Origin of the sequence: Mucilaginibacter sp. L3T2-6, from assembly GCF_030519355.1 — a bacterium.
GTDB lineage: Bacteria > Bacteroidota > Bacteroidia > Sphingobacteriales > Sphingobacteriaceae > Mucilaginibacter.
Genome location: NZ_JAUMKC010000019.1, coordinates 37,026 through 58,296 on the forward strand (window position 1 = coordinate 37,026; position 21,271 = coordinate 58,296).

Annotated in this window: 18 protein-coding genes; 3 read left to right on the forward strand and 15 right to left on the reverse strand. The window is 44.4% G+C overall.

What is annotated here, in order from left to right; translation table 11 throughout:
* The first annotated feature begins 198 nt into the window (after positions 1-198).
* From Q3W13_RS18980 to Q3W13_RS18990, 3 genes are all read left to right on the forward strand, one after another.
* Positions 199-768: an NADPH-dependent FMN reductase gene (locus tag Q3W13_RS18980; RefSeq protein ID WP_302866479.1), complete on the forward strand. Its 570-nt coding sequence runs from the start codon at positions 199-201 to the stop codon at positions 766-768.
* 106 nt (positions 769-874) lie between these two features.
* Positions 875-2,269, forward strand: coding sequence for a dicarboxylate/amino acid:cation symporter (locus Q3W13_RS18985; RefSeq protein ID WP_302866481.1), 1,395 nt, complete (start codon positions 875-877; stop codon positions 2,267-2,269).
* 36 nt (positions 2,270-2,305) lie between these two features.
* Positions 2,306-2,815, forward strand: a complete 510-nt coding sequence (locus Q3W13_RS18990) for a hypothetical protein (protein WP_302866482.1) — start codon at positions 2,306-2,308, stop codon at positions 2,813-2,815.
* 103 nt (positions 2,816-2,918) lie between these two features.
* On the opposite strand, the gene Q3W13_RS18995 is transcribed toward Q3W13_RS18990, so the two are convergent.
* The 15 genes from Q3W13_RS18995 to Q3W13_RS19065 form a co-directional block, all read right to left on the reverse strand.
* A complete protein-coding gene (locus tag Q3W13_RS18995; protein WP_302866483.1) occupies positions 2,919-5,369 on the reverse strand; it encodes a glutaminase family protein in 2,451 nt (816 codons plus the stop codon).
* A 212-nt stretch (positions 5,370-5,581) separates the two neighbouring features.
* Positions 5,582-6,346, reverse strand: coding sequence for a DUF1080 domain-containing protein (locus tag Q3W13_RS19000; protein WP_302866485.1), 765 nt, complete (start codon positions 6,344-6,346; stop codon positions 5,582-5,584).
* A 98-nt stretch (positions 6,347-6,444) separates the two neighbouring features.
* On the reverse strand, positions 6,445-7,323 hold the full coding sequence (locus tag Q3W13_RS19005; protein ID WP_302866487.1) for a sugar phosphate isomerase/epimerase: 879 nt from the start codon (positions 7,321-7,323) through the stop codon (positions 6,445-6,447).
* 90 nt (positions 7,324-7,413) lie between these two features.
* Positions 7,414-8,301, reverse strand: coding sequence for a hydroxypyruvate isomerase family protein (locus tag Q3W13_RS19010; protein WP_302866489.1), 888 nt, complete (start codon positions 8,299-8,301; stop codon positions 7,414-7,416).
* Between the two features lie 12 nt (positions 8,302-8,313).
* Positions 8,314-9,561, reverse strand: coding sequence for a nucleoside permease (locus tag Q3W13_RS19015; protein ID WP_302866491.1), 1,248 nt, complete (start codon positions 9,559-9,561; stop codon positions 8,314-8,316).
* Between the two features lie 10 nt (positions 9,562-9,571).
* Entirely contained in the window at positions 9,572-10,009 is a 438-nt protein-coding gene (locus Q3W13_RS19020) for a c-type cytochrome (protein ID WP_302866492.1), read from the reverse strand.
* Between the two features lie 67 nt (positions 10,010-10,076).
* Positions 10,077-11,309 (reverse strand): sugar MFS transporter, encoded by a 1,233-nt coding sequence (locus tag Q3W13_RS19025; protein WP_302866494.1) that lies wholly within the window; start codon positions 11,307-11,309, stop codon positions 10,077-10,079.
* Between the two features lie 48 nt (positions 11,310-11,357).
* Complete coding sequence (locus tag Q3W13_RS19030; protein ID WP_302866496.1) at positions 11,358-12,410, reverse strand: sugar phosphate isomerase/epimerase; 1,053 nt, start codon at positions 12,408-12,410, stop codon at positions 11,358-11,360.
* 84 nt (positions 12,411-12,494) lie between these two features.
* Positions 12,495-13,664, reverse strand: a complete 1,170-nt coding sequence (locus Q3W13_RS19035) for a Gfo/Idh/MocA family protein (RefSeq protein WP_302866498.1) — start codon at positions 13,662-13,664, stop codon at positions 12,495-12,497.
* A gap of 141 nt (positions 13,665-13,805) precedes the next feature.
* Entirely contained in the window at positions 13,806-14,432 is a 627-nt protein-coding gene (locus tag Q3W13_RS19040; protein ID WP_302866500.1) for a gluconate 2-dehydrogenase subunit 3 family protein, read from the reverse strand.
* Between the two features lie 112 nt (positions 14,433-14,544).
* Positions 14,545-15,972: a Gfo/Idh/MocA family protein gene (locus Q3W13_RS19045; protein WP_302866502.1), complete on the reverse strand. Its 1,428-nt coding sequence runs from the start codon at positions 15,970-15,972 to the stop codon at positions 14,545-14,547.
* 33 nt (positions 15,973-16,005) lie between these two features.
* Complete coding sequence (locus Q3W13_RS19050) at positions 16,006-17,685, reverse strand: GMC oxidoreductase (protein ID WP_302866503.1); 1,680 nt, start codon at positions 17,683-17,685, stop codon at positions 16,006-16,008.
* Between the two features lie 194 nt (positions 17,686-17,879).
* Positions 17,880-19,595, reverse strand: a complete 1,716-nt coding sequence (locus Q3W13_RS19055) for a GMC oxidoreductase (RefSeq protein ID WP_302866505.1) — start codon at positions 19,593-19,595, stop codon at positions 17,880-17,882.
* A gap of 1 nt (position 19,596) precedes the next feature.
* Positions 19,597-20,160 carry a gluconate 2-dehydrogenase subunit 3 family protein gene (locus tag Q3W13_RS19060; protein ID WP_302866507.1) on the reverse strand — a complete coding sequence of 188 codons (564 nt, stop codon included), beginning with the start codon at positions 20,158-20,160 and terminating at the stop codon, positions 19,597-19,599.
* A gap of 180 nt (positions 20,161-20,340) precedes the next feature.
* On the reverse strand, positions 20,341-21,261 hold the full coding sequence (locus Q3W13_RS19065) for a sugar phosphate isomerase/epimerase (protein WP_302866509.1): 921 nt from the start codon (positions 21,259-21,261) through the stop codon (positions 20,341-20,343).
* Between the last annotated feature and the right edge of the window lie 10 nt (positions 21,262-21,271).

Sequence of the window (21,271 nt, forward strand, 5' to 3'; positions counted from 1 at the left end):
CCCCGGCAGGTGGCGAATTTCACAGTTTGCAAGCTTATACGCATTTTCAGTATGAGTGGTTTTAAATTATTTTATTGCCCAACTGGTTGTAATAATTGTGTAAGAATTACCTGACAATGTCTCCTAACAGTAATTATTGATTAGGTCAATAAATGCATGTTTAAACATATAATATCTTTGCCTCATTAAATAAAAAACATGTATAAGCTTAAAATAATATCATCAACAGTACGGCCCGGCAGGAAAGGGCCTATAGTAGCACAATGGATAGCGGGAATAGCCGGGGCAAGCGGAAATTTCGAGGTGGAGATTTTGGACCTCGGAGAGATTAACCTTCCCTTAATGAACGAAGCTGTTCACCCGATAATGAAACAATACGAGCATGAACACACCAAACGATGGAGCGCTAAAATCGAAGAAGCGGATGCTTTTATATTCGTAACTGCTGAGTATGATTACAGCTATCCCGCCTCTCTAAAAAATGCTTTGGAATACCTGGTGCACGAATGGGCCTACAAAGCGGCCGGTATAGTGAGCTATTCTGCCGGAGCCTTTGCCGGCGTGAGGGGAGTAATGAGCTTGAAGTCAGATTTACTTTCACTAAAAACCATCGGACTTGGCGAAATGGTAAACATTCCCCTGGTTCATCAATTCATCAATGAGGAAAACCAGTTTGTAGCTGACGAAAAACTGGAGAAAGCCGCCAATTTAATGCTTAGTCAACTGGTGCGCTGGACGAAGGGTCTGAAAGTGGTAAAAGAGGGATAATAAATTAATGAACTTGACCAGGTAAAAATGCCACCCCCTCAATGAACTTAACCCACTCCATACTTAATCCGCTCAAATTATTACTTTTGCAGGCTCAAACAGTGCTATGCAAAAAAATAAGCTCACGCTCTACATTTTTATCGCCCTTGTATTAGGTATAATTGCAGGGTACTTGTATAACGTGTACGTTATCAATTCTATCAATGATAAAATAAGCGTCGCCGAAGCATCTGTTAAAAAAATAGATTTACAATTATCCTCCGTAAAGGATACAGGCAGCGCGGCTTTTAAAAGTCTGAAGGCCGAACGTGTTATACAAACCGATATCCGGAAAGCCGCTGACGGCCTGCGGGAAGACAAGTTGGAAGGCTTCTCTATATTAACTAAAATTTTCCTCAACCTTATAAAAATGATCGTCGGGCCATTGGTGTTTTCTACATTAGTGGTTGGCGTAGCCAAGGTTGGCGACATAAAAGCAGTCGGCCGGATAGGCGGAAAAACACTGCTATGGTTTTTAAGCGCCACATTAGTTTCGCTGTTGCTTGGTATGTTGCTGGTAAATATTTTTCAGCCAGGTACCGAGATGCACTTGCCGTTGCCGGACAGCCACCTGGCAACAGGGATTAAAAAAAGCGGGATATCATTTAAAGACTTTATAGACCACGTATTTCCTAAAAGCTTTTTCGAGGCGATGGCCAATAATGAAATACTCCAAATTGTAGTATTTTCGATATTTTTTGGCATTGGCACTGCCGCGATTGGCGAGAAGGGTGAAGTAGTCATTAAAGCAATGGATGCCGTTGCACATGTCATCATGAAGATGACCGGTTATGTGATGCAATTAGCACCACTGGCCGTGTTTGGCGGATTAACCGCAGTAGTGGCTAAGCAGGGGCTGGGCGTGTTATCCACCTATGCCTTATTTATCGGTGAATTTTATTTTTCGCTTACAACGCTTTGGCTTGTTATAGTTTTAGCCGGCTTCCTGGTGTTGCGTAAGCGTGTGTTTACCCTTGTCGGCCGGATTAAAGATGCCATGCTGATTGCCTTCAGTACCTCTACCAGCGAGGCAGCTTACCCAAAAGTGCTGGAAGAACTGGAACGCTTCGGCTGCGCCAATAAGATCGTGAGCTTTGTACTGCCGCTCGGTTATTCATTTAACCTGGACGGCTCTATGATGTATATGACTTTTGCATCACTGTTTTTGGCACAAGCCTACAACATGCATCTGGCATTTGGCCAACAGGTAATTATGCTGCTAATTTTAATGCTCACCAGCAAAGGGATAGCGGGCGTTCCCCGTGCATCGCTGGTAGTAATTGCCGGCGTATTGCCAATGTTTAATATTCCTGAAGCGGGCCTGGCCCTTATTATAGGTATCGACCCGCTGCTTGATATGGGCCGGTCAGCCACAAACGTCCTCGGCAACGCAATGGCAACAGCCGCAGTAAGCAAATGGGAAAATGAATTGAAAGAAGTGCCTGTACCCAATATTAACTAATCTCTGATTAACTGAACTCTAATTAACCAACACCATATGTCTGATAAAGCAAAAAAGATATTCGTAATTCTAACCGTCGGTGTGCCGTTCCTGTTGTATTGTGTGTATTACTATAGCCACATGATTAAGAATGCGCCATACAAATTCAGCGAGTTTAAATCGTTTACCTTTAAATATGGCACGCCGGATAGCATGGTCAATGTTTACAATTCCGCTACGGGCGCATATCAGTATTTAAACCGGCATGACTCATTGGTAAAATTGAATATGCCGCTTGGCAACAATAACCTGCTATATCTTCATCGCAAAGCTGCCGATCTTGGTTTTTGGGATTTCCCGTCGGTAGAACTGAATACAGACTCTGCAAAATTTAAAGGCCAAAAATCGCTTAGATATTATATCGAATTCAATTATGAGCGTAAAAGTAAAAAGGTCTTGTTTGATGAGTCGTTTAACGGTGATTCCCGGCTTAAAGACGCTAATGAGCAACTAATAAAAGAAATAACGAAAATGCTCAATGATGTGGAGGAGAAAACCAAAAGATAAATAATAAGAAAAACTAATAACAGGGCGGTTGTAAGCCCCCTGTTATTAGTTAATAAAAAGGGTTGGATTATGCATTCAGCCTCATTGCAATAATTTTCTAATTTCATTTCACCCAACTATTCGCCAGGATCTTCATAAAGTATCCACCAACCACGCTCCTGGCCTGGAAACCGACCATTCTGCCGTTGACGGTCTCGTGCCAGTCACTAAGTGGTACACGGTTGGGTGTTTCTGTGGCGAATTTATAAACCGGATCGGTTAAGGCTTTAAAATCCTCCTGATTATCAGCCAATGAAGCGGTCCAAACAATCCAATCAGACTTTGTATAAGTCTTCCGACTATCCAATGGAAGGCCGTAGGTTTTTTGTTTGGTCAGATAATATTTCATCTCCTTCTGATAAACAGAATCCGGGAAGAGCTTTAATCCGAGCACCTTATCCCAGATCAGGTTGTATTTTTGGCTCCAGGTGTCTTTTTTTTCGAAAACCAGCGAGTAGTGATCGCCCGCGTCAGCCAGTTTCTGCCAACGGTTAGCCATATCAGCAGCAATTGCCCTGTATTTTTGAGCGACCGGCTTCAGGCCAAGTTTGCCCGCTAAGTCCGCATAAGCGCCTAACGCAACGATTGCCTTTACTGATAAGTTAGCGTTGCGCGCAAGATGACCGGCAAAATCATCGGTACATAGCTGATTACCCGGGTCAAAGCCATTTTCACTCAGGTAATTGGCCCAAGTACTGATGGTTTTCCAGTGTTTTTTAGCATAATTTATGTTGCCCTCTGCTTTCGCAATTGCTGCAGTAAGAATTATCATATTACCGGATTCCTCAACCGGCATATTTTCTCCGTAAGTCTGGCCGTTGGCCAGCGGGTAGGTACCTAAATCATGTGCGGCAAAATTATGGCCCCAGGCCTTACTATCGCAATAATAAAAAATCCCGTTCAGCATGCCTTCCAGCAGGCCCGGATTATAATACAAATACAAGGGTGCCGATGGATAAGTAACATCTACCGTATTGATCGATCCGTTACTAAAGTTTTCTTTAGACAGGAACAAAATCGTTCCCTGCGGGCTCTTCAACAGTTGGTGGGCTGCAATACTTTGGCGATACGCCATCACACATAAATCAGCATAGTTTTTACCACCGGCTTTAAACGCAGTGGCATACGTAGCCTTATTAAAGGCATTACACTTCTGCATCACCAGGCTGTAATCGGTGTTTGCATTGGCCAGTTCTTTTTCGATAGTATTGCCGGCGGTTTTCCACCAGGGTTTTAAGTTTTGATTAAAATATTGAACAGAATACAGATCATCATAACCCACTTCCACAAATTTATCTTTCGCGGCGGCTCCTATATTTCCAAAGTCAAGCACCGTATTTAAAGATAATTGTCTGCCTTTGCTTGCTGTACTGGTCGTACTATTGTTTACAAAAGAACTAACCGCATCGCTCTGCGAAGTGATGTATTGCAGGCATCCACCAACACGCGCAGCCACGTACATGTAACCCCAGTCGATGCGTAAATCGTCGCCTTTTTTCTTTAATACAGGTTGTGCAACTGTACCCGCTTTTAAAATTGCTAAACCCCGAGTGGCATATTTTTGCGTGGTCACTTCCTGCGATGGCGTATTAACGGCCACCGAAGTTGATGCGCCAAAGAATAGTTTCACTTTATGCGCTCTCCCGTCGTTAGATTTTACCTGGTACGTGATGTATGATACAGGTCTCGAGAACAAATTCAAATCATTCATTAATAGCGGAGAGGTAAAAGTAACCTTCAGATTAATGCCGACACAGTCAAAATCATAAATGGTTTGTGTAGCGTTTATTACAACGCTTTTTTGTTTGGCAAGCAACACGCCGGTAGGCTTAGCTTTTACTTCGTTTAGCAAGCCGGCATCCAGGTAAGCGCCCCCCGCGGTGTTTTTTACATGAATAGCCAGTACATTCCGGCCTTTAACAAGTTTTTCTCTAAGCTTGTCTTTCAAAGGGATCAACTTAAAGTCGCTGGTCCAGCCGTTGGCATGATAAATCTTTTCGCCGTTCAGATAAACCTCCACATTATCATCATGGTAAAGCTTTAAAACCAACCGGTCAATATCCATATCATTCAGCATAAATGTGCGGCGCATCCATAAATCCTTACTTGTCCAAATAGTTTTGGCAGTCGATTTATCATCGCTGAAAGGCGCTGCACCAGTTTTCCACTGGCTATCATCAAACCTGGGTTCTTGCCAATCCTTAGCTGGCTCCACTTCTGTATATTGGCATCTGTAAGCCAGTTCATCCGACGCAGGGAGTATAGTATTATAAACCGGCACATCCTTGCCCAAGAAACGATAGATGCTATTGTCAACCTTTATCATGCCGATCAGCGACTGATCTTTGCCCGTCCAGTGCCGCGTAGGGTGAGCATTTAAGCTATCCGTCATCGACCAGATGCTGAAATAAGTGTTATGTGTAATTAATGGATAAGCAGGAGCCTTTGTAGCTTGCCCGTTAACCAGATTATAAGCAAACACAAGCAGCGATAGTGCTATCGATTTTTTTATCATAGTGTATACGGTATGGATTCAAGATTTAACAGCCGGGAACCAAGATTAAACGAATATAATAACTTCCCGCTAATCTCAGTTCATTACTTCCTGTTCTTAAAATTATAACACAGAAACTAAATTTAGAATAAAAGCCAGGAATCAGGATGGAACAGGTGAATTTCCCCCCTCCCATCCTGATTCCTGGCTCTTTGATTCTGTATGCTAAAAGGCTAAAGCTCGCGTACCCAAATATTACGGAAGCTTAGCGGCTCGCTCTTATCACCATGCGCCTGTAGCTTAATTGGCGACGGGCCATGCGCTTTGTATTCAGGTTTGCCAATGTACAGGGTCGGTCCCCAAAGCTCGAAATTATTTTCAACCAGTACGCCGTTATAGATAACCGTAACGCGTGCCTTTGTTTTTACACTGCCGTCTTCATTAAAAGTTGGAGCAGTCCAAATCACATCATAGGTCTGCCACTCATTATTTTTCCGGGCAGGGTTGGCCAGCGGAATAGCCTGTTTGTAGATGCTGCCTGCCATACCGTTCACATAGGTTTTATTATTATATGAGTCCAAAACCTGTAGCTCATATCCTGCATCACCATCGCCAATCGAAGCCAGGAATACACCGCTGTTACCACGGCCTTGTCCGCTGCCTTCAAGTTTAGCAGGTTCCTTCCATTCAATATGCAGCTGATAGTTGTTAAACTTGCGCTTGGTCTCTATGTTGCCATAATGTTTGTTTACAGTTAAAATACCGTTTTTTACGTCCCATTTGGCGGGCGACTTATCATTGTTTTGTACCCATTCGTCCAGGTTCTTTCCATCAAATAAAATTATGGCATCCGATGGGGCATCGCCCAAATTTTTACCGGGGGTTACTACCTTCGGTACCGGTTCCCAAACTTCAGTGTCTTCGGGCTTTGCCTGCTGGGCATTGGCCATAAAAAAGCTGCCGGTTAACGCAGCGGTAAGTATTAGAGAATATTTCATTTTTTTTCTGATTTAATGATTAAAAATTGATTGTACCGATTGCAGTTGCTTAACAATTCCAACCTTACAACCACTATAACTTTTAAAACTAATAGCAACTAAACATGCAACACATTCTTTACATAAGCAGCGCTTTCAGCAATACTTACGTATGGGTCAATATTGATAAAGTTTTCCTGTTCAACAATAAAATGCTTTAAGCCGGCTTCTTTTGCGTGGCTCATTATCGTCTTGAAGTCGATGCTGCCTTTGCCTATTTCGGTGTTAAGGTCGGTTTGTTTTTTGTCCCTGTCTTTAATGTGGCAAAGGGCAAACCTGCCCGGATGCTGATTGAATAATTTTACCGGGTCTTGCCCTGCGCGTACAACCCAGAAGATATCCATTTCCATATTTACCAGCTTAGGGTCTGTGTTTTTCAGAATGGTATCATAGAATGTAGTTCCGTCAACAGGCTTCCATTCGAAATTGTGGTTATGGTAGCCAAGCTTTAAACCTGCCTTACCGCAAATTTCAGCGGCCTTGTTCATCTTTTCCGCAATTTTTTTAAATGCATCTGCACTTTTCAGAGCTTCGCCGTTTACCGAAGGGATGACAACATAGGTCATGCCCGTCGCGTTGGCAGCAGCTATATTATTTTCCAGCTCGGTAGTTTTGCCCTGCAACAAAAATTCATCCATTCCAAAATGGCCGCTGGGTGTTTTCAAACCGTGTGCTTTCAAAAGGTCACTGAAGCTTTTTGCGTCGAGGCCCCAAAAGCCCCCCTTCTTTGAATACCCGAAAGTCTCCACCTCTTTGTAGCCTGCTGCAGCCACTTTTGCAATTACGCCCTTAGGGTCTTTTGGTAACTGATCGCGCAAGGTGTACAGCTGTAAGCCCACTACCTTACCTTCCGGCATCGCCGATAAAAGGCGTGGCGCTGCTAAGGCCCCTGCCGTTAACATACCCGCCTGCGCTAAAAATTTTCTTCTTGTAGTCATTTATTAGTTCATAGTTAATGGTTATTTGCCGCTGCGCCTATCAATCCCGAAGCCTTCTTGATTCCTGGCTCTTGATTGATTTTTCGTCAACTATACGTCGCAAATCTGGATCGCTTTTCTTAACGAGGCTATCTTATCTGCATTTTTCGGAACAAACTCCTGCCCTACGTAGCCTTTAAAACCTGTTGCTACAATAGCTCGCATCACGGCCGGATAATAAAGTTCCTGAGTATCATCAATCTCATGTCTGCCTGGAATGCCGCCGGTGTGGAAATGGGCGATGTACTGATGATGGTCGGTTATATTGCGAATAATGTCGCCCTCGTCAATCTGCATATGGTAGATATCATATAGCAACTTAAAGTTATCAGAGCTTAATCTTTTAGCCAATTCTGCGCCCCATGAGGATTTGTTACATTGATAATCTTTGTGATCAATCTTACTGTTCAGCAACTCCATGCACAGCACTACTTTATGCTTTTCGGCCAGGCCCAGTATTTTTTTCAAGCCTGCTTCACAATTCTTCCAGCCGGTTTCATCATCCTTACCCCTGCGGCTGCCACTAAAACAGATCAGGTTGGTGTAGCCATTCTTTGCTACCAGCGGGATCATCTCGGTATATTGCTTTATCAGCCTGTCATGAAATTCGGTGTCTCCGAAGCCATCGGTGAGGTTTATCTCTGCACCATTACACATTGGCGAATACATGCCGTGTTTCTGCAAAGTCGGCCAATCTTTAGGGCCGCATAAGTCTATGCCGGTAATCCCAATCTCCTTTGATGTTATGCAAAGCTGGTCGAGTGTAAGCTCGCTATAGCACCATGGAGAAACCGAATGGTTGATATTGCCTTTCAGCTTAAATTTTAATTCTTCTTTTTCTTCTTTGGTAAATGATGATAACATACCTGTTGCGGTAATAGCTGCAGTTCCGGCAACTATGTTTTTTATTGCAGACCTTCTGTTTTGTGTGTTTGGCATAGAGTTATTAGGTTAAATTTGTACTTCGGGCGATGGTTCCTCAATATCCAGGCCTGGTTTGGTTGGTAATTGGTTAGAGTCTCTGAAAAATAACAGGAATAGCACCAAGACCGCGACAGCAATTCCACCCGGTACCAGCCAGATAGACTGCCAATCATGTGTTGTCCCTGTTTTATGGCTATCAACAATCGGTCCCGACAAGTAAAAACCTATCAACATACCTACCCCGTAAGTTGCAAGGGTTATGAATCCTTGCGCCGCACTCTTAAAGCGCTCACCGGCAAGGTTGTCGGTATAGATCTGACCGGTAACGAAGAAGAAATCATAACACACGCCATGTATCACAATACCTGCAATCAGCATCCAGTAATTTGCACCAGCATCGCCGTAGGCAAAACATACATAGCGCAGTGCCCAGGCAATCATACCCATAGCCAGCATCCGCTTTACGCCCAGTCGGACAAAGAACAGCGGCATAGCTACCATAAATGCTAATTCAGATACCTGTCCGAAAGCTTGTATGCCTGCTGCACCTTTCACGCCAACCTCATTTAAAAACGGATTTGTGAAATTGTAATAAAATGCAAGCGGGATACAGATAGCTACTGAAGCCAGGAAAAATACCAGGTACGAACGATTCTTTAATAAACCAATCGAATCGAGGCCGATAATATCACCAAATGATGTTTTCATACCTTTCTTTGCCGGAGGGGTATCAGGCAAGCTAAAACTTAGCAATCCCAATATACCTGAGGCAATGGCTGCCATTTTAAAGGTTAAAGCCAGAGCGCCCTTCTGTTCCCACTCCAGCCAGCCGATGATAAAACCAGCCACTATCCAACCGATAGTTCCCCATACCCGTATCCATGGAAACTCTTTGCTGGGGTTTAACATTTGTTTAAACGAAACGGAATTTACTAAGGCCAGGGTCGGCATGTAAATTATCATGTATGCTAAAATACCAGGATAAAAACCATCGAATGTTGGTGTTGTAGTTACATAGTACAACAAAGCTGCACCCAGGAGATGTAAAACCCCAAGTATTTTCTGCGCCGAGAAATACTTGTCGGCAATGAGCCCTATAATAAACGGTGCTATAATTGCGCCAAACGCCTGCGTTGCATAAGCTGCTGCGTTTTGCGTGCCGGTCGCGTTTAAATTTTTGAATAAGTAAGTACCCATCGTTACGAACCAGGCGCCCCAAATAAAAAATTCGAGGAACATCATTAACGACAGCTTTATCCTGATACCTGCGGTCATGCTTTATAATTTATTTCTTTAATGAAAGAACATATTTCACCATTTCCGTTACATCTTCTTTCTTTAGCTGCGGATGTGCTGCCATAGGGATATCACCCCAGTGGCCGCTGCCACCTTTAATCACCTTTTCGGTCAACATTGCGATGTTGGCATCGGTTGGAGGATACTTGGCTGCGATATCTTTAAGCGCAGGTCCTACAACCTTCACGTCTTCCTTGTGGCAGGTATTGCAATCGCTGCCGGCCATCAGTTTGGCGCCAGGGGCTAACTCTGCCGTAGTGGTACTTGAGCCGGTTTTTGTTGCACTGGTATCTGCCTCTGATGATTGTGCCTTGGCAGTCTGGTCAGCAGCTTTAGTGCTGTCGGCATTTTCGCCCGATTTAGAACCACTACCGCCGCACGAACTGATCACTGCGCTTATTAATAAAATTGCGAAAACTTTTTTCATTTGTGTTGATGTGTTTTAATTGATATTTGGGGTTTTAATTAAGTTACAATTCAAATATTTTATTGTTCTAAACAGCAGCCGTTTTCATCGGTGCAGTTTTGTTTTTTGAGCGCATATACACTATAAGGCCGATAAACGCCACTATTAAAACCAACGGAATAACAAGCGTTGCCTGCAGTATTTGCTGACCTGCCGTTGCATTGCTGCCGCCTGCCTGAGCTACAATCTCGTCATAGTGCCGACCCATAAAAATTGTGTATATTGACACTGCAAACATACCAGCACCGCCCATAAGGTTGAGGCCGACAGCACCTGTGTTGGGAAGATTGGTATTAACAAATCCAAGCATAGTCGGCCAGAAAAAGCACACACCCATTCCGAAGATGATTGCCGCCACTATCAGCATATCGCCACTTACTGTACTTAACAGGTAAATACCTAATGCTGCAAGTATAGCTGAACATAAGAGTAATACCTGCGGAGAAACCATCTTTAATATGGGCTTCGCAAAGCCACGCCCCATAGCTACTACGCCATTTTCGAGCGCCAGTAGCAAAATAGCGTTTTTTGTTACATTTTTAAGCAGAACGTCAATCCATTGACCAGTGAATAATTCGGTGATCGCTGTACCAAACATCAAGATAAACATGAATAAAAACAATGGGTTAACCAGCGCTTTATACATTCCGCCGGTCGTTATACCTGAAGATACGCGTTCTGTAACAGGAAAGTCAAGCTTTGAGAAAAGGTATCCATAGATAAGAGTTGGTATCAGCATAACACCAACCTCTATTTGCCAGATCAGCTTTCCAGCCACATGCCCGCCTAAAAGATGATCAAATAAGGATACTACCAACGTACCTATAACAATACCTCCCGGAAACCATAAGTGGAAGTGGTTTAGCTTGATAGTCTTGTTATCTGTGTAGAGCGATGTAACCAAAGGATTACAGGCCGCTTCAACTGTACCGTTTGCCAAACCGATAAGGAATGTTGAAATGTATAATGTCCAAAATCCCTGAGCAAAAATGGTTAGTAAAATACCGACCAGATGAAAAAGAAACGCAATTGAAAGCAGGCGCTTCATGCCGATGATATCTACAATCATCCCGCCTATAACAACTGCGATTGGGAAACCATAAAAAGCTGTTGCTGTAATGGATGCTAATGCGGCTTTGTCGAGGTGAAATTCTGTGCCGAATTTATCTAGCAGGCCCGCCCTAATGCCGAACGAGAGCGATGTAACCAACAGTGACAAGCAGCTTGCCCTGAACAGTTGAGTACGGTTAATGGATTGCATTTTAATAATTTTAGGTTTGTATGGTTTGAATTAATTGGTTTGATTTAGTTAAATGCCCAGCGTTTTACGGTTAAAAGCTTCGTCTCCTCCCGAAGCAGCAAAATCGTCAAACGCCTTTTCTGTTACGCGTATAATGTGGTTCTTTATAAACTCCGCGCCTTCCCGTGCGCCATCTTCAGGATGCTTTAACGCACACTCCCACTCCAGCACCGCCCAGCCTGAATAATCATACTGGGTAAGTTTACTAAAAATTCCTTTAAAATCAACCTGGCCGTCGCCTAACGAACGGAAACGCCCCGCGCGATCAACCCAATTCTGATAACCGCCATAAACCCCCTGTTTCCCGGTTGGGTTAAACTCGGCATCCTTTACATGGAACATCTTTATCCTTTCATGGTAGTTATCTATATATTCCAGGTAGTCCAGGCATTGCAGTACAAAGTGTGATGGGTCATAAAGCAAGCATGCGCGTTTATGATTATCCACCTTTTCCAAAAACATTTCGTAAGTAATGCCATCATGCAGGTCTTCGCCAGGATGTATTTCGTAGCAAAGGTCTATGCCGCAATCTTCATAAACATCCAAAATTGGTTTCCATCTTTTGGCCAGTTCGGTAAAACCAGTTTCAACAATACCGGCAGGGCGTTGCGGCCAGGGGTAAACCATCGGCCAAAGCAATGCACCGCTGAATGTTACAGATGCGTTAAGACTCAGATTCTGCGAGGCCTTTGCTGCATATTTCAATTGCTGTACCGCCCAATCCTGTCTTGATTTCGGATTTTTACGATATTGTTCAGGCGCAAAGCCATCAAACAGATCATCATAGGCCGGATTTACAGCGACTAATTGTCCCTGCAGGTGAGTTGATAGTTCTGTAATTTCTATTCCATAGGAGTTAACCTCTCCTTTTAAATCTTCGGCGTAAGTTTTGCTCTCTGCAGCCTTTTGCAGATCGATAAAGCGCGGGTCGAGCGTTGGAAGCTGAATACCCTTGTAACCAAGGTCGGCCGCCCACTGGCAGATACTGCCAAGGCTATTAAACGGCGCAGTGTCGCCTATAAATTGAGCTATAAATATTGCTGGTCCTTTAATTGTCTTCATTTTTGGTCATTAGTCAGTGGTCATTAGTCATTAGCCACATGGTCGATCAGAGAAACCGATCTTCACACATTCGGAATATGCATATCAAACCACGTAGTCTGTCCACTTTTCGTTACTGTTGTTTGACGCAACGACATTTTCAATAAATGCCATGCCCCTGATGCCGTCTTCAATGCCCGGGAAATCCAGCCATTCATCTTTAGGATCCTCACCGTTCATTTTTGCCTGTAAAGTCAAAGCAAAGTTGCGATACAGGTTGCCGAATGCTTCAAGGTATCCTTCAGGATGACCGCCCGGAGTACGGGTATTATGTACTGCATAGCTCGATTCCCTGTCGCCGTAGTTTCCGCCGGCACGGTAGGTTTGTGCAGCTTTGTCTCCCCACTTAACAGTAAGGGTATTTGGCTCCTGTTGCGCCCATTCCAGGCTGCCGTGCTCGCCGTAAACACGTATTTTCAAAGCATTCTCCTCACCCACGGCAATTTGAGACGCCGTGAGCACGCCCGTAGCATTATCTTCAAAACGCAACAATACAGCGCCATCATCGTCAAGCATGCGGCCTTCAACCACTACGTTCAATGAGGCGTTTAATTGTTTGATTTTCAGTCCAGAAATATATTCAGCCAAGTGTGCGGCATGAGTGCCTATATCGCCCATGCAGCCACTCTTACCTGAGCGCTTAGGGTCCGTTCTCCAGGCGGCCTGTGCGTTACCTTCCCTTTCAGAAAGCTTACTTAACCAGCCCTGAATATACTCTACATAAATCTTTCTGACCTTACCCAATGAACCGCTTTTAACAATTTGTTTTGCTTCTTTCACCATCGGATAGCCCGAGTAGGTATGCGTAAGCAACAAGGTAAGGCCGGTTTCATCCAGCTTTTGCTTGAGTTGCTTTGCTTCATCGAGTGTAAAAGTGATTGGTTTTTCAATAACCACGTGGAAACCATGGTCAAGCGCCATCATAGCCGGGCCAAAGTGAGCAAAATTTGGGGTAACGATGGTCACAAAGTCCATGCGTTTATCTTCGGGCAGTTTGCTCTCTGCCAATATCATTTCTTCGTAATTAGTATAAGTGCGGTCTTCAGGTAAAAAAAGCATTTTACCGCTTTCAATTGCCGTATCATGATGAATGCTGAGCGCACCACACACCAGTTCAATTAAGCCATCCATATTAGCGGCGATCCGGTGAATAGCGCCTATAAACGCATCTTTGCCCCCGCCAATCATTCCCATGCGGAGTTTTCTGTGAGCCATGTTTTTCTTTTTTGAGTTGATTGAGTTTGATTGTATTGATTAGTTGATTGTTTGAATAGTCAGTTAAGATGCAAAAAGTTGAATAGGATGGTTTTCCAGCCTAATCAACTTATTTAATCTAATCGACTGTTCAAACAAAAATCAGGTCGCCCAGGCTTTGTCGCCTTTTTTATAAGGCACATTTCCGTCATAGTGTCCCGGAACAGCGATATAACGCAGTGCCTTGGTCGCGCCGATCTCTGACGTAAAGTAGCCTAATAATGTAAGCTCCTTCATCATCTTAAAATAATGGTTGGGTACTTCCGGCGCCTTATAATCCTTTTCGCCTTTGTGCTTAGCAGCGTCAGCTTCCGCATCCTTATTCTTTTTAGCAGTGTATTCTTTTTGCTCTTTGTCCAGGTCAACCAGCAAGTCTGTCCGCTGCTGTGGCGTAAGTTCCATGAACTTCTTGCTGAATTTTTTATCAGATGCATCATTCAGTTTACCAATGCCTTCCAAAAATGTTTCCTGGTCACCGGTAGTATAGCAATCCTGCACCATTACGGCCATAAAATGGCCAACCTGTGCAGCTTTTGCACCTGGTGAGCTGGTAGTAGGCAAAATAGTATCGGCTACCTCATCCAGAAAGGCAACATTGTCGGGCAGAAATAAGTCCGCCACTTTTGGCGCACTCCCACCAGACTTACAGCCCGAAACAAAGAACTCAGCCCCAATAACAGCGCCGCCCATCAGCAGGGCTACTCTTCCTATGGCGTCTCTTCTATTCATCTTATTTAATGATTTATTGATTGGTTAAATTAGTAAATTGTGAGTGGATAATGACGGGTGGAAAGTGGTTATTTTTTAACAATCACCACTCTCCTCCTCTACATTCACTCAACTATAATGTCCATCCTTCGCGGTACTGGCGCTTAACAAACTGGTTGGCAGCATCAAAGTTGGTAACCTTCTGGTTTTCGTTATCCCAAAGATATTTAATCCTGCCGCCACGTAATGAATGGCCACGTACCGCAAGGTTAGCCATCAGCAGCGCTTCCGTAAGCGGACCAGCTTTATCAAAAGACGAGCTCAGTTCTGTCTTACCGTAACCAGCAATACAGCCTTCAACCCATTGTGCATAATGGCCTTCGGCGCCGCCCGGTACACGTGCCCATTTTTGAGGCGCCTTTGCATCTTTTGTAAGTGATTTTGGCAGCAAGGTTGGCGCGTCGGAATAAGTGCTGGCAAACATCTTGCCTTTAGTACCGATAAACAGCGTACCGTTACCTTGTTCGCCACCCCAATCTTCGTTCGGACCTAACTCAACCGGTCTTTCGGGCTGTATACCACCATCCATCCAGTGTAAGGTTACATCACCCTGTGTTTTTGCAGTTTTAGGGAACGTTAAAGTAATGTGACTTGACGGAGGGCAGCTTTCAGGGAAGTGTCCCTCTTTAAACTCATCAACATAAACACTACCCACGCTTGCCTGTACGTCTTTTGCGTAGCGGATGTCCAGCACACGGAACGGCGCTTCCACCAGGTGGCATCCCATATCTCCCAGGGCGCCTGTGCCGTAATCCCACCAGCCGCGCCAGTTAAATGGCACCAGTTTATCTACATAGTCTTTTTTAGGCGCAGTACCCAACCACAGATCCCAGTCCAGTTCTTTCGGGATGTTAGGTTGTGGCGGAGGCCATGCAATACCCTGCGGCCAAACAGGGCGGTTTGTCCAGCAGTAAACAGTATGCACGTCGCCAATCAGGCCGGCGTCATACCATTCTGAAAGTAAACGTGTACCGTCGTTTGATGCGCCCTGGTTCCCCATTTGCGTAACCACTTTATATTTCTTTGCTGCTTCGGTAAGCAACCGGGCTTCGTACAAATCATGCGTCATCGGTTTTTGTACATAAACGTGCTTGCCCAATTGCATTCCGTGGTAAGCTATGATGGCGTGGTTGTGGTCAGGGGTGGATACCGACATTGCATCAAAATGCTTGTGTTCTTTATCCAATAACTCGCGCCAGTCCTTATAATATTTTGCTTTAGGAAAGTTCTTTCTTGTAGTAGCCGATCTTCTGTCGTCAACATCGCATAAAAATGCAATTTCTGCTTTGCCGCTCTTGGCAAACATGGCAATATCGCTCTGACCTTTGCCACCTGCGCCGCATCCGGCAACCAACAGCGTATCGCTTGGCGCTAAAAAGCCTTTCCCGCCAAGTACGTGTCTTGGCACAATCATAAAGCTTGCAGCAGCCATAGTTCCCGTTTTCAGAAAATCTCTTCTGGAAGTATTATTTTTCTGCCCGGTTTGTTTTTCTTCAGCCATTTTGTTTTGTTCTTTATAAATTAAAAATAGACGTTATACATTACCTTTTTTCAGTTCCTCTACAGCGTGATTTGCCGCACGTGCAGTCAATGCCATATAAGTTAATGACGGGTTCTGACATGCAGTCGAGGTCATGCAGGCTCCATCAGTTACAAATACGTTCTTAGCATCCCAAACCTGGTTCCACTCGTTCAATACTGAAGTCTTAGGGTCGCGTCCCATACGAGCAGTTCCCATCTCGTGAATGCCGCGACCAAGTACCGGTTCACTGTCGAAGGTATGTACATTTTTCACACCGGCAGCTTCCAGCATTTCCTTCGCATCTTCAGCCATATCTTTGCGCATTTTTCTTTCGTTATCTTTTACCTCAACGTCAAATGCCAATATGTTCAATCCCCACTTGTCTTTGCGTGTCTTGTCAAGAGTGATCTTGTTTTCATGATAAGGCAATGTCTCACCGAAACCGCCAATACCCATGGTCCATGCGCCGGGTTCCGTCAGCGCATCCTTAAATGCACCGCCGATATTCATCTCTGCAATATCACGGCTCCAGTTTTCGCGACCAGCTGCGCCCTGGTAGCCAAAGCCACGGATATAATCGCGTTTTTCACCATTAAGATTGCGATAGCGTGGTATATAAATACCGTTAGCCCTGCGGCCGAAGTAGTATTTATCCTCGTAGCCTTCAACCGTTCCGCCTGCACCAACGCCAAGATGATGGTCCATCACGTTATGACCCAATTCACCACTGCTGCTGCCTAAGCCGTCAGGCCAAATATCTGTTGCCGAGTTCATCAAAATCCAGGCACTGTTTAATGCAGATGCATTCAGGAAGATTATCTTGGCGTAATACTCGTAAGTCTTCATATTCTGTGCGTCGAGCACTTCTACTCCTTTGGCCTTTTTGGTGTCTTTATCATAAAGAATGCGTGTCACAATCGACCACGGTCTTACCGTTAGGTTTCCGGTAGCTGTCGCGGCAGGCAAAGTAGAAGACTGCGTGCTGAAATACGCTCCAAACGGACAGCCTAACCAGCATTTATTGCGGTATTGGCAATTGGTGCGCGCCTGCAAAGGCTCGGTTATATTCGCAGTACGCCCGATAATCATTGCACGCTGATTTTTATAATGTTCCATCATGCGTTTAGCCACATCCTTTTCAACAACATTCATCTGCATCGGAGGCATAAATTCGCCGTCGGGCAGTATGGCTAAATGATCTCTGTTGCCTGATATACCTGCGAACTTCTCTACATAACTATACCACGGCGCTATATCTTTATAACGGATCGGCCAGTCAACGGCGATACCGTCTTTTAAATTAGCTTCAAAATCCACGTCTGCCCACCGGTATGATTGCCTGCCCCACATAAGAGAACGCCCCCCCACGTGGTATCCTCTGAACCAGTCAAATCGTTTTATTTCCGTGTACGGACTATCCTTATCGCTCGCCCAGTAGTCGAGGTTCGTTTCGTTAAGCGGATAATCACGTTTTAAAACGGGGTAATCCTTAATCATTTGCTGTGTACGGCCGCCCCTGTGCGGGAAATCCCATGGGTCCTTATTCGCGTTCACATAATCCTTCACATGCACAATGTCGCGTCCACGCTCAAGCATGATGGTCTTAAGGCCTTTTTCAGTTAGTTCCTTAGCAGCCCATCCGCCCGAGATTCCCGAACCAATGACAATGGCGTCATAAGTGTTTTCAGACATATATTTAGTTAATAAAAGGTGAAATAAATTCGTTTAAATTGGTCAATGGCTAAATGTATAAACAAAATATGGCCTTACAAATATTTCAATGTGTTTTTTTAACACAATAATGGGTAAAACCCATCAAAAAAGCCGTTTTTCAGCGAATTTGTTTAAGCGTTTGGATAACAAAAACAGCCTGAAAACTCGTCAAATCAGCCTAAATTTCCTCTCTTTAATTCATCAACCGCATGGTTTGCCGCACGGGCGGTTATAGCCATGTAAGTAAGCGACGGATTCTGACACGATGTCGATGTCATGCACGCTCCATCTGTAACAAAAACGTTCTTACAGGCATGTACCTGATTCCATTCATTAAGTATCGACGTTTTGGGATCTTTACCCATACGGGCGCCACCCATTTCATGTATGTCGAGCCCCGGTGCACGGTGATCGGTTGAGGGACGAATATTTTTAAAGCCCGCCGAAGTAAGCATTTCCGTCAGCTGCTCTATAAAATCCTTTCGCATTTTATTATCGTTATCGTCATAATCTACCGAGACATTTAACAGTGGCACACCCCAATCGTCTTTCAATTTAGTGTCAAGGCTTACCTGATTAGTAGCCTTCGGTATGGTTTCGCCCATAAACTGTGCACCTACGTACCATGGACTAAGGTCGCCCTTTACCAAACCTTCTTTAAGACTTGCGCCGACACCCTCATATTTATGCTGCTGATACCGGTAGCCACCAAAAGTACAGGCATACCCGCGCAAAAAGTCGGTTTCCTGTTTATACAGGTTTCTGAAACGTGGTATATAGCCGCTTGTAGGCGAACGGCCATCGGTAGTCCATTCTTTGAAACCATCATATTCAGCGCCAATGTTGGCTGAATAATTATGGAAAGCTACAAACTTGCCCAGCACGCCACTGTCATTACCAAATCCGTTGGGGAAGCGGTGCGAAGTGGAGTTCAATAAAACCAGGCTAGTATTTAACGCAGAGGCGTTTACGAATATGATTTTTGCAAAATATTCTTTGCTTTCCTTAGTATTGGTATCAACTATGCGCACACCAGTAGCCTTACCCTTATTTTCGTCGTAAATGATAGACTGCACTACCGAATGCGGCCTCAATGTCATGTTGCCCGATTTTTCCGCCCATGGAATAGTGGATGCATTACTGCTGAAATAGCCACCGAACGGACAGCCCCGCTGGCAAAGGTCACGGTTCTGACATTGGGTGCGGCCCTGGTCTATATGTATTTGATTGGGCTTTGACAGATGTGCACAGCGGGCACTTATTACATGGCGATCTTTGTAGTTTTTCTTCAGGTGGTCGCTAAAATATCGCTCAACATCGTTTAACGGGAAGCCAGGCAAAAATTCGCCGTCAGGCAATTGCGGGATACCATCTTTATTACCGGCGATACCTGCGAACTTTTCTACATAGCTATACCATGGCGCTATATCTTTGTAGCGGATAGGCCAGTCTACAGCAAAACCGTCTCGTGCAGGACCTTCAAAATCAAAGTCGCTCCATCGCTGGGTTTGCCTGGCCCAAAGTAACGATTTACCTCCAACCTGGTATCCCCTTATCCAGTCAAAAGGTTTTTTCTGGATATATGGATGCTCCTTATCCTTAACAAAAAAATGCTGGGAATCTTCGCCGAAGGCATAGCATCGCCCCACTATCGGATTTGCCTCCATAACTGACGATGGCAATTGTCCATGATGCTCAAATTCCCAGGGCATCATGTTGGTGGTTGGATAGTCTTTAACGTGTTTCACATCACGGCCGCGCTCCAATACCAGTGTCTTTAAACCATGACCAGTCAATTCCTTAGCTGCCCATCCCCCGCTTATGCCCGAGCCGATAACTATGGCATCAAAAGTACATTGTTTAACGCTGTCGGTATTTAAGTTAGCCATGCTATGCAGTCTTCAGTTTTAGTTTGCTAACGGGATGATGAACGATATATCTTCCGGGAACTAATTCGTAAGGAATCTCCTTCGTCATGAAATACTGCGAAGTAGTATAGCCAAATGTGGTCTGTCCCTTAATAATCGAGAAAAAATTAGTTACTGGGTCGGGATGGGCGCCTGGCTTTGCATTCTGCGCAGCCTTTTCAATAGCTAGTAATATTGCTTCACGCTGTTTGACGTCCAACCAGCCAAAATCCTTGCCGTGTTCCTTTTTAATTTTGTTTTGAAAAGCTACTAAACCTGCAACAAAAGCCTCCTGCTCCTTTTTATTAAAGCAGTCATCAATCATTTTTAAGGTAAAAGCAGGCAGGCCTAATTCCTTCGCACCGGGTGTATTTGTTTTTGGGATGATGGTCTCCGCAACATCGGCCATGAGTTTTTGCTGATCTTCATTAATCTGCACGTGTTTTAGCTGCACATAGCTAGTACCATCGCTATGCAGGCACGAAGGCAATAACACTGAGCCACCTATTACCAAAGCCAGATTTTTGAGTATGGTACGCCTGTTCATTTAAGCTAAAATTGGTTGCGCAAAAAAATCCTGTATAATTAACATTTATTCCTGTCAAATGCAAAATAACTTCGCTTTAAATTTAACCCAGGGTTGCCTATTGGTTAAATTTAAAACGAAGCTTTTATCATTATCTTGTATATTTTTGTCTAAATGAATGGGGAAGATATAAATCAAAAGTTAATATCCCCACTTTTTCATCGTTTGTAAATCAATTATTACACAATCCACCGGGTCTTTACCCTGGTACGACTCCTGCTCTATGATAAATTGCGAGGTTCCGCCGGTTTTGCGGGCAGTTTTCAATATTTCTTTCATAGGCATTATCCCTTGCCCAATAATGGTACTCTCGTAACCGTGGCCCATTTCGCCGTTGCCCGTAGCCTTAATTTCATCCTTTACGTGCATAAGCTCAAAACGGCCGGGGTATTTGGCAAGCAGCTCAAGAGGATCGCCACCAGGTACACCTGCCATGTTGCCGGTATCCAGTTGTTGTACAACCAGCTCGGGATCGGTGTTTTTCAAGATGTAATCAAACAGGTTACTGTCACCTACCCTGGTGCTGAATTCAAAGTCGTGGTTATGATAACCAAATTTCATTCCATGGGATTTACATAGTTCGCCGCATTTATTAAACTGCTCCATAAAGCGTTTCAGGCCATCCATATCTGTACGCAGACTTTCATCCAGCCAGGGGCTTATCACATAACGCTGGCCAACTTCGGCTGCGTCTTCTACCGTATACTTCCATTTATCGGTAAAGTCATTTTTTGATGCATCCCAGTCTTTTGCAGTCATAACGGTATGCCCGCTCGGCATCAGCATGCCCAGGTCGTTTAATATCTTTTTAAATTCTTTAGCGCTGTAACCATAAAATTTACGGTTAATGTAATTGGCATGTTCTACGTGTTTAACCTCGCCTGCCGACAACTTTTTGAGTGTGCCCATTGGGTCTTTACCCATCGCATCGCGTACGCTGTAAAGCTGGATACCCAACCTTGTCAGTTTTTTCGATTCGGCAAATAATGCGTTGGGCATGATGGCAGCACCGGCGACAACAAGGGCACTGTTCTTTATAAAATTTCTGCGTGATGAATCCATAATATGTATA